Source organism: Micromonospora sp. (assembly GCF_048594385.1).
GTDB lineage: Bacteria > Actinomycetota > Actinomycetes > Mycobacteriales > Micromonosporaceae > Micromonospora > Micromonospora wenchangensis.
The window spans coordinates 1-14,864 of sequence record NZ_JBMDWU010000322.1; the positions used below are offsets into that span (position 1 = coordinate 1).

General features: G+C 68.6%; 16 protein-coding genes and 1 pseudogene. 8 read left to right on the forward strand and 9 right to left on the reverse strand.

The window, feature by feature from the left end; all coding sequences use genetic code 11:
• Positions 1-385: 385 nt before the first annotated feature.
• From ACOJTC_RS17260 to ACOJTC_RS17270, 3 genes are all read left to right on the forward strand, one after another.
• Entirely contained in the window at positions 386-970 is a 585-nt protein-coding gene (locus tag ACOJTC_RS17260; protein ID WP_420117649.1) for a hypothetical protein, read from the forward strand.
• Positions 971-1,035: 65 nt separating this feature from the next.
• Positions 1,036-1,614 (forward strand): hypothetical protein, encoded by a 579-nt coding sequence (locus ACOJTC_RS17265; RefSeq protein ID WP_420117650.1) that lies wholly within the window; start codon positions 1,036-1,038, stop codon positions 1,612-1,614.
• Between the two features lie 194 nt (positions 1,615-1,808).
• Positions 1,809-2,237, forward strand: a complete 429-nt coding sequence (locus tag ACOJTC_RS17270) for a hypothetical protein (RefSeq protein WP_420117651.1) — start codon at positions 1,809-1,811, stop codon at positions 2,235-2,237.
• 18 nt (positions 2,238-2,255) lie between these two features.
• Here the strand turns inward: ACOJTC_RS17270 and ACOJTC_RS17275 are convergent, their stop codons facing one another.
• From ACOJTC_RS17275 to ACOJTC_RS17295, 5 genes are all read right to left on the reverse strand, one after another.
• Positions 2,256-2,438 (reverse strand): hypothetical protein, encoded by a 183-nt coding sequence (locus tag ACOJTC_RS17275; protein ID WP_420117652.1) that lies wholly within the window; start codon positions 2,436-2,438, stop codon positions 2,256-2,258.
• Between the two features lie 223 nt (positions 2,439-2,661).
• A complete protein-coding gene (locus tag ACOJTC_RS17280; RefSeq protein WP_420117653.1) occupies positions 2,662-2,829 on the reverse strand; it encodes a hypothetical protein in 168 nt (55 codons plus the stop codon).
• 335 nt (positions 2,830-3,164) lie between these two features.
• Positions 3,165-4,229, reverse strand: coding sequence for a tyrosine-type recombinase/integrase (locus tag ACOJTC_RS17285; RefSeq protein ID WP_420117654.1), 1,065 nt, complete (start codon positions 4,227-4,229; stop codon positions 3,165-3,167).
• 296 nt (positions 4,230-4,525) lie between these two features.
• Positions 4,526-4,846 carry a hypothetical protein gene (locus ACOJTC_RS17290; protein WP_420117655.1) on the reverse strand — a complete coding sequence of 107 codons (321 nt, stop codon included), beginning with the start codon at positions 4,844-4,846 and terminating at the stop codon, positions 4,526-4,528.
• Positions 4,847-4,998: 152 nt separating this feature from the next.
• Positions 4,999-5,646, reverse strand: coding sequence for a helix-turn-helix domain-containing protein (locus ACOJTC_RS17295; protein ID WP_420117656.1), 648 nt, complete (start codon positions 5,644-5,646; stop codon positions 4,999-5,001).
• A 101-nt stretch (positions 5,647-5,747) separates the two neighbouring features.
• On the opposite strand from ACOJTC_RS17295, the gene ACOJTC_RS17300 reads away from it, so the two are divergent.
• The 3 genes and pseudogenes from ACOJTC_RS17300 to ACOJTC_RS17310 form a co-directional block, all read left to right on the forward strand.
• Positions 5,748-5,966, forward strand: a complete 219-nt coding sequence (locus ACOJTC_RS17300; protein WP_420117657.1) for a hypothetical protein — start codon at positions 5,748-5,750, stop codon at positions 5,964-5,966.
• A gap of 343 nt (positions 5,967-6,309) precedes the next feature.
• A complete protein-coding gene (locus ACOJTC_RS17305; protein ID WP_420117658.1) occupies positions 6,310-7,176 on the forward strand; it encodes a hypothetical protein in 867 nt (288 codons plus the stop codon).
• A 392-nt stretch (positions 7,177-7,568) separates the two neighbouring features.
• Positions 7,569-7,718, forward strand: a pseudogene (locus ACOJTC_RS17310) (Tn3 family transposase); the annotation flags it as partial.
• A gap of 108 nt (positions 7,719-7,826) precedes the next feature.
• On the opposite strand, the gene ACOJTC_RS17315 reads toward ACOJTC_RS17310, so the two are convergent.
• The 3 genes from ACOJTC_RS17315 to ACOJTC_RS17325 form a co-directional block, all read right to left on the reverse strand.
• A complete protein-coding gene (locus ACOJTC_RS17315) occupies positions 7,827-9,581 on the reverse strand; it encodes a hypothetical protein (protein ID WP_420117659.1) in 1,755 nt (584 codons plus the stop codon).
• Complete coding sequence (locus ACOJTC_RS17320) at positions 9,581-11,467, reverse strand: ParB/RepB/Spo0J family partition protein (RefSeq protein ID WP_420117660.1); 1,887 nt, start codon at positions 11,465-11,467, stop codon at positions 9,581-9,583. The genes ACOJTC_RS17315 and ACOJTC_RS17320 overlap by 1 nt, the downstream gene beginning before the upstream one ends.
• 154 nt (positions 11,468-11,621) lie before the next feature.
• Entirely contained in the window at positions 11,622-11,951 is a 330-nt protein-coding gene (locus ACOJTC_RS17325) for a GntR family transcriptional regulator (protein ID WP_398694365.1), read from the reverse strand.
• A 281-nt stretch (positions 11,952-12,232) separates the two neighbouring features.
• Here ACOJTC_RS17325 and ACOJTC_RS17330 point away from each other — a divergent pair, with 281 nt between their 5' ends.
• Together ACOJTC_RS17330 and ACOJTC_RS17335 are read left to right on the forward strand one after the other, a co-directional pair.
• Positions 12,233-12,976 (forward strand): ParA family protein, encoded by a 744-nt coding sequence (locus ACOJTC_RS17330; protein ID WP_420117661.1) that lies wholly within the window; start codon positions 12,233-12,235, stop codon positions 12,974-12,976.
• A 1-nt stretch (position 12,977) separates the two neighbouring features.
• Complete coding sequence (locus ACOJTC_RS17335; RefSeq protein WP_420117662.1) at positions 12,978-13,895, forward strand: ParB/RepB/Spo0J family partition protein; 918 nt, start codon at positions 12,978-12,980, stop codon at positions 13,893-13,895.
• Positions 13,896-14,109: 214 nt separating this feature from the next.
• Here the strand turns inward: ACOJTC_RS17335 and ACOJTC_RS17340 are convergent, their stop codons facing one another.
• Complete coding sequence (locus tag ACOJTC_RS17340) at positions 14,110-14,718, reverse strand: hypothetical protein (protein WP_420117663.1); 609 nt, start codon at positions 14,716-14,718, stop codon at positions 14,110-14,112.
• Positions 14,719-14,864: the final 146 nt, after the last annotated feature.

Here is a 14,864-nt window from a genome sequence, read left to right on the forward strand (position 1 = left end):
GGCCGGGGGGAGGTGCCTTGCCCCCACCCCCCCCCGCCCCCCCCCCCCCCCTGTGGGGGGGGGCGCGGGCCCCGCCGATGGGTGCAGGCCCTAGTTAATGCTTGACCTACTCTGCTGGGGGTAGCAGGCCGCCGGAGTGACAGCGTGTTGGTGAGGTGACGATATGCAACCACGTTACGCCGCTGACGACGGGCTTATGAGTACGCCACCCCCGGACGCTCCCTGCCTGGTCTGCCACGCGTACACGCCTCGGCAGGCTGTCACCACGCCGCAGGGCAGAGTCTGGCAGTGCAAGCGCTGCCTGACCAGCGCCGAGGACGAAAGCTACGAGTTTGATCCTCGACGGGTGCCATCTGGCAGGGAACAGGGAACTGCTGCTGCGAGGGTGCTCCAACTGCTTGTGATCGGCCTCCGCAACGGGCAGGAGGGGCCCCTGGATCCGAACGACCTCTACGAGGTAATTCGGCCGTACTTCGACGCCGGCTGGTGCATCCGAGATGTGATGTATGCCCTCAATCAGCTACCCAACGGTGCACCGCACCCAGATGCCGGCTGGAACGATCGCCTGCCATGCAAGCAACTCCTCTACCGGGTCCGGCGACGGCTGAGGGAGTGGCGCTGGTCCGAACGCGAGGACGGTGACGACATCATGCCGGGCGGCTGGACCGAGATGCGCAGAGCGATGGGAGCCGCCGCGCGTCGCCAAAAGGAGCATGCCCAAGCGCGCGAGGCAATCTGGCATGAGCAGGAGGCATCTGCCCGTCAAGCCGCCTCGGCGAGTGCCCGTCAGGCCGCACGCCAGATCGCCGTCGGAGCTGCCGCCCGGGCGCGACAGATACGCGCGCAGGGCGAGCGGCGAAGCCAGGAAGCGACAGCCAAGGCTGCCACCCAGGCACGAAAGGAAAGACAGGAAGCCCTGCAGAAGCTGGAACAGCTCACCGACTCCGCCCGCCTCCCGCGCGAACACTGACGAAGATCTACTTTCAACAAGATAGAGGGTATGCACGACGTCACGCGTTGTCTAAGTTCGCGGGCATGACCTCAGATGCCTCCTTTCCGGACCTGATCGCCGACCGCGCATGTACGGCGGCGCGCAGCATGATCGCCGAGATGGACAGTCCGCCATCTGCTGCCATGGTCGATCAGTTGGTACAGCGCAGCGTGCAACAGGCGTTCGGCTGCACCTGCCCGCGGCAGGATACCGACGACCCAGCCGGTCCAAAACGGAACACGTGCCTACTGCACGGTCGTACGCAGCACCTTCGCAGCCTAGAAGAGTCGATCATGCCCTCGCAGGCCACGTCATGGGAGAACGACCCGTACACGGACTACACCAGCACCGAGTGGCGTGAGGACGTACAGGCCAAGCTCCGTGCGGCCACCGAGTTCAGCCGTACTTTCCGCAACGACCTGACGGCCGTGGTGCAGCGCGGGCAGATGGCGCAAGAGCAACTGGAAGATGCGATCGAACACGCCTCATTCAACGGCGGTCTGCACCACTCCGAACTGGAGAGGGCCGAGATGGCGCTGTCGGCCCTGCAGTACGCGCTACGGCAGCTCTATGCCGCAAGCAACCATGTCGGCGACCAACCCGGCGCAGGTCAGCACAGTTGACAGCTACGGCGTCCAAGTCGACGACGGGCACGCCGGCCAGCCTGCGGGCTGAGTGCCGGTGGTGTCGCTGCGGCTCTACGGCCACCAGGGGGCGGTAGGTTCGACCCATGCCAGTGTCGCGTGGTCGGGGTGGTCGTCGGCGCCCGGACAAGTCCCGGCAGCGAGCGCGGGACCGCAACGGTCGCACCGGCTCGGTGCTCGTTCCCGATTCGGTGACCGACGCGGAGCTGTCGACGGTGCAGCTGGTCGCTACGGCGATGTCGCGGCTACCCACCGACCCGGCCTGTCCGGGACCGCTGCTCGTGCACACGGATGGCGCGTTCGAGTGCCACGGTCCCGGATGCCCGGGCGGGCTGGCCATCTTCCACGGCCAGGACGACGTAGACCCCTGTTCACGGCGGCCCGAGATCCGTACCCGCCACGGCTGTCCACGGTGCCTGACCCGCTCCGACGGTGCCGCGCTGGTTGAGCACACGTGCACCGGTGAGCAGGTCGAACACGACGACTGCGGGATCGACTGCTCAGCCGGCGACGCATGCCTCGGCACCGACGCGCTGCACCTGTCCGGCCGTAGCTGTCGCATGTTCGGCACCTGCTCGCGAAACTGCAGGTCAACCGGCTGAGCCTCCCCGCCCGGCCTGCTACTGCGTGAGCGTCGCCCAGACCTGGTTGGCGCCGATCGGGTCGATGGCGCGCAGGTTCACCGGCACGTCGAGCACGACCATGTGCGCGCGGCCGGAGTTGCCCGGCCACGGGGCGGTGAGGTCCTGCACCGCCGTCTCGACCGCGCCGTCGCCGGCACCGGGTTCGGAGCCGACAGCCACAACCGGAGTAGTTGCACGTCGCGAGTGCTGGCCAGCAGCGCGACGGGGTGAGACTGGTGTGAGATGACTCAGTTAGCTACTGCCAAAAGCCGGTTTATGACACACTGCGGGGGCTGCGACACGTCGCGAAAGTAACACGCAACATGAAGAACGCCCCGCCCTCTGGCCACGGAACCTTCGAGCGGAGCGCCTTCAACCGGTCATGTAGCCCCGCGTAGCGGGGCTACATCCCTTTCCAGGCCCGGTAGATGGTCACCGCCTTGGCCGCGACCTCCACGAGGAGGAGCACCGTGTTGGTGACCTTCTTCCACTGCCACCAGTAGGTGGAGCGACCGGGCTTCGGAGTGCACCGGCAAACTTGCCGGCGCACCCGGGACGAACGGTGGACCATGACGTGCCCTCCATCTCCCGGGGGTCTCGGTTCGCACCCGGGCGCCCTAATGGGTGCGAACCGGAGTCCGTCCCCGAGAGCGGGCTGGAACATCACGTCGGGGGTACTCTACTGCCCCGCTACTCCCCTCGTGCCGTTCTCTCTCCGGCATGACCTGGCGGGCACTTCCCGCGTAGACGTTTCCGCAGCTAGATGCGGTTGCGGTTGCGGTCGCGGCCAAAACGGGTAACCGGTGACATCTGCCACCGAGCGTCAACGGGGCCTGGAACTGGCTCGTGACCCAGCTGGGCCTAGGGTCACAGAAAGACTCATGACAACCGCACCGGCCGGTTCCATCATGTCGCCTCCCCCCGTTCTGATTCCATGGAATGCCCGTCACTGATGGTGAGGTACGCGGCGAGGGTGTAGGCCGGTGCCCGGTCGAGACGCTGCCCGCCGTGGTCGTAGCGGCGGGTGGTCCGGGCGTCGGCATGTCCAAGTTGCTCCTGGACGTCTTCCAGCCGGGCACCGGCGTCGCGGGCGAGAGTGGCGCAGGTATGGCGCAGCACATGTGGGCTCATCTTTACCGGGATCCCGGCGGTTGCGGCCAGGCGGCGCAGCAGCCGCCACACCGCGCCCCGGTCGACGCGGGCGCCGCTAGCTGTCGCGACCAGGGGCCGGCGCGGCCGTGTCCCGGCCTGCCTGGCCGGCACCGGCACCTGGGCCTCGGTGAGGTCGGGCCGGGCGGCAAGGTAGGCGTCCAGGCGGCGGGTGACCGGGGCGGGCAACGCGACTAGGTGCTCACCGCCGCCCTTGGCGGTGAAGCGCAGGACGCGGTGGTTGCGGTCGTGGCCGAGTTGCTCGGCGTCGGCACCGACGAGTTCTCCCACGCGCAGCCCGGTATAGAGGAGCAGGGCGACGATCGCGGCGGTGCGGGCGGCCTGGGGGCCGGTGTCGGCGTCGGCTGCGGCGAGCAGCGCCTCGGCCTGTACGCGGGACAGGCCGGCGGTGCGGGGTCGGGCCGGGTAGGTCTTTGGCTTCTGCTTGGGGTCGATGGCGGCGGGGTTGGCCCGGTCGGTGCGGTCCTCGGCGATCAACCACGAGTAGAACGCAGACACGGCGGCGAGACGACGAGCCCGGGTCGCCGCCGACGCGGCACCGGCGGCCTCCTGGGCGCGCAGCCAAGCGTGGGTGTGTACCCGGCGGACCTCGGCGAGCGGATCGACGTCGGAGGCGGCCAGGAAGGCCAACCAGTGCCGCAGGTCCCGCTGGTAGGCCTCCCGGGTGTGCGCCGACGCGTAGCCGATCAGCCACTCCCGCAGCAGCGCCTCTAGGCCGTCACCGCCGGCTCCCGCCGCCGTGGTGGTGACGGTGGCGGCCGGCCGGGTGGCGGGCAGCAGCTCCCCGGACAGGGCAGTCACCGCCTCACCCCTCGCTCGCGTTGCTCGGCTCGCAGGCACGCCTGGTGCCAGCGGGCGTACCGGACCCCGTCGTCGCCGAAGGTGTCGGTGACGAGCGGGAGCGCCTCATCCATCCCCGGGTCGCGGTGCTCTCGCTCGTCCTGCTCCCGCCGGTACGCGGGACCGCCGCGCGCACCGCGCGGTCAACGAGCTGCAGGACAGCTGCTATGTCCACCGTCGTGGGTTCTGTGGTGCTGCTGTTCGTGCCCACACCCTTCTCCTAGAGGTTGGTATTTGAGATCTCTCGCCTGTGGCGGCTACGCGTCGTCTGCCCCTGTCTGGTCGTGGTATTTGCGGCGATGGCTGCGCACGCTTTCCGGACTTCCGCAGTACCAGCAGTCCGGGCACTTCTCCCAAGGACCGTCCATGACCGCCTGGGCGATGACCGAGCGGTGGGGCCCGTAACCGTGATGATGGAGCAGCTGCGGGACAGAACCGTGGAACTCTGCAGCGGTCAACGCTGCCTCGGCGATCTTGTCGTGTCCCCGGGCGAAGAAGGATCCAATGCTGGTCTGTTTGCCGCAGCCGCACCAGCAGGTGCCGGTCGGGATCAAACGTGGCGGATTCGTGTCAGGCATAGGTACCAAGGTAGCAGTTCTAGGTAGCAAATCAAGAAAGACGTTCTTGGTCAGGCATGGCCAGACCTAGGCCGATCCATGCCTCGATAAGATCAGTTATGGAGGCATCGACTGCATGGGGCGATTCTCGGGAATCAGAGAGCACCCCTGGATCACCCGGCAGCTGCGTCGCGGGGGGAATCCGGTTCTATGATCTTGATGTCCTCAGGCTTGACCACCAGCAGCAACCCCGAGCTTTCGAGGGCACCTACGATCCGCTCCACGAGACGATCCTCCTGGACTCGCTGACGGTCGCTCTCTTCGTCCTCCAACCCTTCGGCGGCCCGGGCGGCCAGAACCTCACGCAGCACCGTCACCTCGGGTGTCAACTCCAGCCATCCACCGGCGCGGCCTTTCGCCCACTCGACCGACAAACCGGCGTCCTCGGCTTCCTTGACGGCGAATGCGAGTTGCACCAAGCCGTCCATCTGCGCGGCGGCGGCGGCCCGGGTCTGTTCGGCCAACTCGTACGCTCGACGCCGCCACTGGTCCAGCGCCGTCGCAACGTTGAACGTGGCGGGCTCGATAGCCAACTCCGTCCAGCTCCGCAGGTCGAGCGCGGCGCCGATGGCCGCAACCTCGGTGAGCTTGGGCTCGCGGTGGCCCTGTTCAAGCTTCCAGATCGTCGCCTGGGTACACGAGTGGCCGAGATCCTTCATCCGCTGCGCCAGCTCAGCCTGGGACAGACCCTTCTCCTCGCGGATCTTGCGCAGATTGATCGGGAAGTACTCCCCGACCGACAGGGCTCTATTTAGCGCCACACTCGCCCCCTTCCCCTCAACTCCGAAACGGAGTCGAATACGACTTCAGAACATAGTGTACGGTGCTGTGGAGTCAAGGCCCAATCCCAATTGGAGTCAACGTGGCGAAGGAGTCGCGGACCGTCGGTCGTCCGTACCTGCTCAGCGTGCGGGCGAGCCTCGTCCTGGCGCTGAGCCTGCTGGTGGGCATCGCGACTGCCGGGCTGACCATCGCATCCGGCGGTGACTGGGCGGGCGCCCTGCTCGCCGGGGGTGCGGCGGTCGGCGGAGCGATCGCACTGTTCAACCAGATCATCGACGACAGCGATGGCGTCCGGTGACCCGCGCGTAGACCCGAGTTGGGCTGGCTGGCGCAGGTCGCGGCGGCCGGCGATCCGCCCCCGGTGCGTCAGCTCTCGTATGCGCGAGCGAACGCACGCAGTTTCGCTGCCAGTTCCCGTGCCTGGGCCGGGGGTGTAGCTGGCGGTGTAGGGCTGCCAGTGATCGCTGTCCGGGTCTTCGTCGCTCTCCACCCCGGTGACCGCGACCTGCGGATGCATGGCCACCGGGCCACCTACTCGCCAGCCATGGTGCGACATCTAGCCCAATCACTGGCTTCACCGGCGGATAGTCCGGTCTACAGGTTGGATTGTTCGGCCGCGAGCAGTTCGTCAAACTTGCGCGGTGACCGCTGCAAGGAAAAGGCAGGTTGACCGAGAATCGGACAAACCGCGGGCGCTTGCGGCATGGGAAATCCTAGCGCCGAATGCGCAAGAACTACTGAGAAAGATCGAACTGCTCGATCGCCGCCAGGAGTCTCAGGCGCGTGATCTGGTCCGTCACGAACGGGAGAAACAGCTGCGCCTCGCCCCGCAGGAGAGGCGCGGAACACCTGGACCACCTGCTGGCTGGCGCTGGATCGTCTTGGAGGAGCAGGGGTTCATCCCGAGCATGCGGCTCCTTGACGTGCTGCGCGGGTTGGAGTGGTTCGGCCTTGTCGAACTCCGGCATACAAGCACCCCTGCAGGCGGCGACAGCAATAGCGACACGAGTGCTTCCGGACCGCAGCAGGACGGTCGGCGGCGCTCGGCAAACGGGCTGGCGGCCGTTCGGCTGACCCGAGACGGGCGAAAGCTAGTGCACTTGACCATCGGGTTGCGGGACCGAAGATCACTTCGGCCGCCGGACTTGCTCCCAGGAAAGCTGTGGAGAATCTTGCTCGCCGTCGCTGAGGTGGAGCTCGTCGGCTTGCCCGAAAGCGATGTTCCGCCCGGGCTCGGCAGGCAGTTGACCACGGCGGGCAGGTGGTCGTACCTCGAACTGAGGAAGGCCAGCTTCCTGCCGGAGCCCGAGGCCCCGTTGCACTACTTCCTCACCGCTGCGGGCAAGGGCCACGTTGTGGCGCGAGCCAGCGACTATGCACGTCAGTTCCCCGACCTGTGGATGTCTGACGCCGCGCTCGCCGGTCGAACACCCATGGCCCCGGACCTTGCCGAGCTGCTACGTCGTCTGCGTGCCGACCAGGAGGCAAGGCGATCAGGCTCCGACTGATTTGCCAGCGTTGAGCAGCTTGCCACGATGCCCGACAATAGCTTTCGGTAGGGAACAAAGACTCCCCGCCTGCCCTACTGGCGGCTCCGCGGCTTGCGGTGACCCTTGCCCTCCCGTGAGGGAGGTAGCAGAGGGTGGTGAGTCTCCATGGAGGATCACATCTGGGAGCTTGTCAGAACATTCGCTGCGGCGGCATTTGGGCGGATCTTCGGAGACTACGTCTCCAAGGCTGTCGCACGCCGCGCCGGCAGGAAGACAAGCGGCAGCTAATGCCACGGGTCAGGATCGGAGACGATCCTGACCCGTTCTCGTTGCAAATTATCGTAGAAAAAGCGCCCAAATCTGGTTCGCCGAGGCATGGAAGAGCTTGACAGATCAGATTCCACAGAACCGCCCGTTACCTCCCTGACGAAACCTGCCGGCAGCGCACCGCCCAGCAGCTCAGCAAGGGCGGGAACCTGCACGCGCTGCGCCGCACCCTCGCGTACGCCGGGGAGGGGGCCCTGCGCCGATGCCGCCACGAGCAGCAGACCGAGCAGATGGGGTCCTCTCTGGGTACCGCCTGGCACCAAAGCTGCTGACGACACGACGGCAGGGCGATCCTCATTACGATCGCCCTGCCGTCGCTGTATCCCCGAGGTGAATGCCGCTCAGCCCGGCTGGCTCGCGCCGGCCAGGTCACGGGCCAACTTGGCGACCTTGCGTAGCCCGCCCGCCGTGGTCGTGAACGGATCGGCGGCCGATCCGACGGTCCAGTCCTCGTCGGCGTCGGCCGGCCGGCGGTCAACGCGGTAGCTCACGCCGCCGTCTTCCTCTTGAAGGGCCTCGACCACCAGGGCGCCGCCGTTGCGGGCGGGGATCTCCGCCGAGGCGCTCGTCCAGCCGGCCATCTCGTCGTGGCGGGCGCTGACCGCCTCCAGTTCGGCGGTGACCCTGGCCAGTTCGGCGGCGGTGGCCTCGTCGAGGGGGCGGGCGGTGGCGTCCATCGCGGCCTGCGCCGCTCGGGCGTCGGCCAGCTTCGTCTTGGCCGCGTGGTGCGCCCGGAGCATGGACAGGTACTCGCCGCGCAGCTTGTACGTAGCCCGTGGAGTCGGGCCGGTCGCACCGCCCGGTGCGGCGTCCAGCTCGTCGAGCCGGTCCTGCTCAGCGTGCGTATGGAGGCGCTTCGGACGCCGTTCCAGGGCCTCCATCTCGCGGTACTCGTCCAGGGTCAGGCCGCACACGAGCGCGGCCTGTTCGGCCAGCAGCGGCGGCAGTTCCGGGTCGAGCGCGGTCCCGCCGCCGTGCTTGAGCTGGTCCAGCCGCGCCGACTGGACGGCGGTCCGCTGCTGGTAAGGAATCCGATCGAGGTCGCGCATCTCGTGGTACTCGTCGACGGTCAGCCCGCACACCTTGGCCGCCTCGGCGTCGGTGCTGGGGTTCCAGGCGTCCCGGCCGGCGGCGTCGATCCGCTGCTGCCGCTGGTCGTAGACCGCCCGGTCCGCCGGGTTCAGGCGCTCGACGGCCCGTTCGACACCGCGTCGACGCCGCTGCTGGGTCCGCGCCTCCTGCCGTACCCGCTCGTCCAGGCCCATCGCCTCCCGTCCCCGGCCAGGGTGCCGGGCACCCTCCAGCCGGATCCGCGCGGCGTGCAGCCGCTCGTAGTCCCTGACAATCTGCCGGAACCGCCTGTCCGCCTCCATCGCGCGGGCGATGACATCCTCGACCACCTCCGGCAGGCGGGCCGCGTCGGCGGCGTCCAAGACGACGGTGGCATCGGCCCCCGTGTCGACCGCGCACTCCTCGCCGTCCTCGTCAACAACGCTCTCCCGCGACGGCGCGTGACCGCCACGCCACGCCCTCTTGTCCTCCGGGTAGATCGGCACAGCGAGGTGGACCTGCCGGCCGGCGGGGGTGTCCACGGCAGCGCCGAGGACCAGTTCCCCCGACGAGCCCGCCACGAAGCCGCTGCCGGCGAACCGCTCGCCGTCGCGTAGCACCATCCGGCCGGCGACGCGCAGCCGGTCCGTGACGGCGGCCTGCACCTCGGCCGCCGCGCCGCCGGGCACGCTGTCGGTCGGCCCGGCGAGGCCGGTCGGGGTCGAACCGTCACCCATCAGGATCTCCTTGCTCGCCAGGGCGCCCGCCTCGGCGACCGCTCCGTCGTGCGCGTCGAAGTCCGCCAGGGCGGCCCGCAGCTCAGCGGCGGCGATGGCCACTGCCGCCTGGGCGGTGCCGCACGACCGGCTCGCATCGCGCAGGTGCTCCACCGTGGACGCCTGCATCTCCAGCACCTCGTACCGGTCGGCGGCGTCGCTGAGCACACCGGCGATGCCGCCGATCTCGTCGACCCGGTCCCCGGCGGCCTCGATCGCGGCGGCGAACGCCGTCCGGATCTCCTCCGGGCCGGCCGCGTCGAGGATCATCAGCACTGCCCGGTCAGGTCGGCCACGTACTCCAGGGCCGCGTTGCCGTCCGCGCGAGCGGTCCAGCCGTGGCAGGTCACACCCGCGTCGGTCAGCACACCGGTGGCCCACCGGCACGCATGGTCGACCTCGTCGGCGCCCAGGCCGTCGTGGTCGGCCTGTGGCTTGTCGTCGGCCAGGAGCAGCCACACGTCGTCGGTCGGATCGCGCAGCAACCGCCACTCCCCCACCCCGGCCGCCGCCACGGCGTCGTGTACGGCGAGATACGCCGGTCGGCCGCCGGACGCCTGGCCGTCGGTCCAGCCGGTCACCTCGATCTGGTGCCGGTCGGCGAGCAGCTCGGCCGCCCACGCCTGGGCGGCGTCGACGGCGTCGGGGTCGGTGAGGTGCTCGGCGTACGCGGCCGGCTCATCGGCCTGGCCGTAGTGCAGCACCCAGCAGCATGCGTCGTCGGCGTCGAAGACCAGCGACACCCGCTCCGGACTCTCGCCTGCGGCGGGCCGGGCGGTGTCGGGCTCGGGCGGGTCGATGGCGTCGACCCGGGCCTGCTCCCACTCGCTCAGGGTGTAGCCGGCGTCCTCGACCAGCCGGGCCAGCCACGCCGCGTCGGCGTCCGTCCACGACCGGTAGGTCGCACGGGCCTGCACCTCACGGCGGGCGATCCCGAGAGCGTGCGCGGCGTGCACCCGGGTGGACCAGTCCGCGCGGCGAACCTCCTCCCACCACCGGTAGTTCGGCAACGCCGGGTCCGGGCCGACCCCGGCGGCCAGCAGCCACCGGTGGGCGAGCTGCGCACACTCGTTGCCCGGGGCCCACAACCAGGCGTCGATGATGTCCCCCGCGCTGCGGGGCAGCTTCGGCGGCTGGGCGGCCAGGATCGCGGCGGCCTCGGCGCGGGCGGTCATCGCCTTGCGGCGCTCCCGCTCGTCGGTGATCCGCTGCTGCTCGGCCGGGCTGCGGTTGTCCGCCGTCTTCGGCTTGCCCGCCGTGGAGTAGTAGGACACCTGCCCGTAGGAGCTGACCTCCGCGACCAGCGCACCGGCCTTGCGGGCCGCCGCGATCGCCTTCGCCCCATCCAAGCGGCGCTCCCAGTAGCTGCCACCGAACTTCTGCGCCGCGCTGCTGATGACCGGGGTGCCCTCGGCAGCCAACTGCTCGCGCGCCGCGTCGATGGACTCCTGCTGCTCCCGCTCCCGCCGCACCTGGGCCACCAGTTGGACGGCGGTCCAGTGGTCCCGGCGGTCATCACGCAGCCGATGCGCAGCCAGCATCAGGCCCTGGTCGTCGCCGGCCGCGTCGACGAGGGCGAGGGCGTCCCTAATCTGCAGGGCCGGCCGCTTCTCGTCCTGGCCGTCGGGCTCCTGGTCGTCGCCAACCAGGGCGCGGCCGGGCTCCAATTCGGCCAGCAGCTCGTCGGGGAGCCTGAGCAGCTTCAGACGCTTGGACACGTGCGACTGCGAGCAGCCGACCTTCGCCGCAATGTCCCGTTGCCGGCGACCGGCTGCCTCCTGCTCGGCGAACGCCCGCGCCTCCTCCACCGGACTCAACGGTGCTCGGGCCACGTTCTCGGCGGTCATCACGTCCAGCTGCGCCAGCGGGTCGTCCGCGATAGCGTCCTCGCGCACCAGCACACCCAGCGTCGCCTCCGGGTCGTCGCCGTAGACCAGGCCAGCCGCCGTTCGCCGCCGAGCACCCACCAGGACCACCCAGCGCGCCCCAGCGAGGGCCTCCGCGTGCGCCGGCCAGGCGGCGGCAACCCGCTCAGCGGGCAGCACCACTGGCGGCTGAATCACCCCCACCTCCCGGATCGACGCCTCCAGGTCGGACAGGTCACCCATCGCCTTGCGCGGGTTGGCCGGGTGCGTCACCACACTGCCCAGACGCACCTCCTTGGGGCGCATCGGTGCGGTGGCTGCCCGCGGCGGGACTGCGGAAGATTCCACGGAATCCGTCATGATGATGGTGCTCCTTAAGGGGAGTAAGGCGGGGCGGCCCGGGGCTTTGGTCGGTTTCGGGGCCGCCTCGCGCTTGTTGACGGGGTCAGGTCAGGTGCTTCATGACGCGGTCGAGCGCGACCTGGGTATGCGCCAGTGCGGCACGCAGGTCACCGAGCGCCTGCTTGAGCGTGGCCGGATCTCCTGGCGGACTGGGCAAGGCTGTGACGAAGGTGCCTCGCCCCTGGACCGGCTTGAGCAGCCCGTCATCGACCAATACACGCTGCGCCTGACGGATGGTGTTCAACCCTGGGACGTTGTACTCCTCCTGCAGCTCACTGATTCCGGGCAGTGCTGTGCCGACTGGCCATTCGCCGTCGGCGAGCCGCCGACGAAGGTCGCCAGCGATCTCCTGGTAGCGCGGACCACTTGCCATGACAACACACTAAGACCTCTAAGACCTCTTAGGCAATGTGATTACATGCGATCACAGTGCACATTCGCGCGGACAGCCCCGCAAGCAGCAGGTGATCACACCGGGAAGGCCCTGAGATGGAGGCCGGGTCGACGTTCGCCCACCCATCGCACGATTAACCACGGTTAACTGCGCGATCGGCCGGGGCAGGCTCTGACCTGGGCAGGACCGGCCTTAGCATGGCGGGCATCCGAAGTACTGCGGCCAAAATCGGCCCGGGAAGCACACGGAACGGAGTCCACATGACTCAGGTGCATGTCATCGCCAACCAGAAGGGCGGCGTCGGTAAGACCACGCTCGCCGTCAACCTTGGGGCGGTCACCTACGACGTCCTGGTCAACCCTGAGCCGATCCTGCAGAAGACGGCGGAGGCCGTCGGTGATCCCGAGAGCCCGGTGATGGTCGCCTCCACCGACCCGCAGGCATCCTCGGTGTGGTGGTCGCGACGGGTGGAGCGGCAGGGCGGCTTGCCCTTCGACTTTGCCCAGATCGACGACCCACGCGATCTTCGCAAGCTACGCGGCCTGCACTACGAGCACATCTTCGTCGACACCCCGGGCTCGCTTGAGGACGAGCGCATCCTCCAAGCCGCGCTCGACGAATGCGACGACGTCCTGGTGCCGATGGTGCCCGAGCCGCTCTGCTACGACCCGACCACCCGGACGATCGAGTCCGTCCTCACCCCGCGTGGAATCCCGTACCGGGTCGTGGTGAACAGCTGGGACCCTCGGGACGGGCTTCCCGACCTTCAGCAGACCGCACAGTTCATCAGGCTCAAGGGCTGGCCGATGTGCAACACGGTGGTCCGGCGGTACAAGGTGCACTCGCGGGCATCGGCCGAAGGCATGGTCGTCACGCAGTACCCCCGCAACAGGGTCGCGATGGAGGCACGGGAGGACTTCTTCCGGCTGGCTCTGGAGATGGGCTACGGCGGCGGGGCGGTCATTCCGTCACAGGTCGGTACGCCGAACCTCCAGGAGGTCTGACGTGGCGGGCAAGCGTGTAAACCTATCGGACCTTGCGAGCGAGCCCGCTCTTCCTGAAGCGCGCAAGCCGGCGATCACCGAATCGACGCCCCGATCGGCCCGCGTGCAACAGGTCGCAGCCAACCCGCTCAACACGCGGGACCTCGATGCCGACCGCGCGAAGATCGAGAGCATCGCCGAGTCGCTGAAGACGCACGGACAACTCCAGCCATGCGCCGTGGTGGCGCGGGATGCGTTCCTGCGGATCTACCCGGAGCATGAGACAACGATCGGCAGTGCCGTCTGGGTACAGGTGACTGGCGGCAGACGTCGCGCCGCAGCGCTCTTGGTGGATCAGCCGACGCTCGAAATCGTCGTCAAGAACAACCTCGCCGACAGCCGCGAAGCTTGGGTCAGTGCCACTGCGGCCGAGAATTTAGATCGCGAGAACCTCGACCCGATCGAGGAGGCTCGTGCTGTGCAGCTGCTCGTACAGGAGTGCGGCACAGCAAAGGCGGCAGCTGCCCGGCTGTCCCGTACTCCGCCTTGGGTGACGCAGCGGCTGAACCTGCTCAAGCTCGCACCGGAGGTCCAGTCGCTGCTGCGAGCTGGCGAGGTGCCGCTGCGAGATGTTCGTGATCTACATCAGGTGCCAGCCGAAGAGCAGTTCCAGGAGCTTCAGCAGCGCCGACAGCCCCTGGAGCCTGAGTTAACCGCGGTTAACCAGACAGGCGACTCCAGCGCAACTACCCCGGGCACCAACACCAACGAAGAGAGCAAGCGGAGCGCCCCTCGCCGGTCTGCTGCCGCGTCAGCCATCCGACGCTTGGGCGGCACCCCTGACAAGATTGCCGATTCGCTGCGGACCGAGTTGACACCGGCAGACCTGCAACTCCTGATAGATCACCTGCAACGCCAACCGAACAACGTCGCCGGGTAGAAAACCCCGGATCGCAACCCCGGTCGACGAGCAGCGGCTCCGACAAGTCCCCGCCAGGGCTTGTCGGGTCGCCGCTCGTCGCCAGCGACCACGACCCGCAGCCCGTCGAGGCTCTGAGCACCCGGTGTGGCTGCTGCCACCGCTCCGCGGCATAGGTTGGCTTGGCACTACCGGTCGGACCGGTCAGATGCCTGGGTGTGATGTCCGGCAGGGGTCAGGGGCAGGTGTCGCAGAACATCAGGACGGAGTCGACGGGGTTGGTCTGGCATTCGACGCAGACGGCTTCGCCGCAGTGGTAGCAGGTCATGGCGGCGCTGTCGGCGAGGTCGAAGTGCATACCTGGGTTGGCGCGATGCACGACTTTCTCAGTGGACTCACACCGGCCGATGCAGCGTCCGTCCGGCTCGGTGGGTTGGCGGGGCGGAAAGACGGTGCACTTGGTGTACCGGTGGAGCGGGTCGTGATCGACCGGGTCGGTGCATCCGTTCGGGCAGGGCCAGTTCTGGGCCGCGCGCGGAGTGCAGCGCACACAGCCACGGGCACGCAGCCCGTGAGGACATGCCTTCGGTATGGGGAAGTCCTTGCCGTCGGCGGGGCGCAGGTAGCCGGTGGGGGCATGCTGGGGCCACAGCCGGTAGGCGCAGTTGTAGCAGTTGGTGTGCAGGTGCCAGTCCACGGTGGGGACGGTGCGGGTGGCGGTATCCGGCACGAGGGAACCGCACCAGGTCTTGATGCCATTCTGACTGACATGGATCTTGCCCGGTTTCCACCGGACGATCAGCATCGGCACCCGGGCTACGACGGAGGAGACGTCTGCCTGCATGGCCTGACAGTACGTCCACGTTCCATCCCGGCAGGTGATCCGGTCGGAGTGTCGAGACCCGCTGTCCACCGGCCAGCCCCGCGTGCAAGCCGGGCTGGCCCGTGGAGGGGGCCCGTAAGCTAAAGCCGGTTCGCGGGTCGGTCAAC

Bases quoted from the DNA above. Each gene is read 5' to 3' on its own strand.
- ACOJTC_RS17265 (WP_420117650.1), top strand. From the start codon at position 1,036: ATGACCTCAGATGCCTCCTTTCCGGACCTGATCGCCGACCGCGCATGT.
- ACOJTC_RS17280 (WP_420117653.1), bottom strand. From the start codon at position 2,829: ATGGTCCACCGTTCGTCCCGGGTGCGCCGGCAAGTTTGCCGGTGCACT.
- ACOJTC_RS17290 (WP_420117655.1), bottom strand. From the start codon at position 4,846: ATGCCTGACACGAATCCGCCACGTTTGATCCCGACCGGCACCTGCTGG.
- ACOJTC_RS17315 (WP_420117659.1), bottom strand. From the start codon at position 9,581: ATGATCCTCGACGCGGCCGGCCCGGAGGAGATCCGGACGGCGTTCGCC.
- ACOJTC_RS17325 (WP_398694365.1), bottom strand. From the start codon at position 11,951: ATGGCAAGTGGTCCGCGCTACCAGGAGATCGCTGGCGACCTTCGTCGG.
- ACOJTC_RS17330 (WP_420117661.1), top strand. From the start codon at position 12,233: ATGACTCAGGTGCATGTCATCGCCAACCAGAAGGGCGGCGTCGGTAAG.
- ACOJTC_RS17340 (WP_420117663.1), bottom strand. From the start codon at position 14,718: ATGCAGGCAGACGTCTCCTCCGTCGTAGCCCGGGTGCCGATGCTGATC.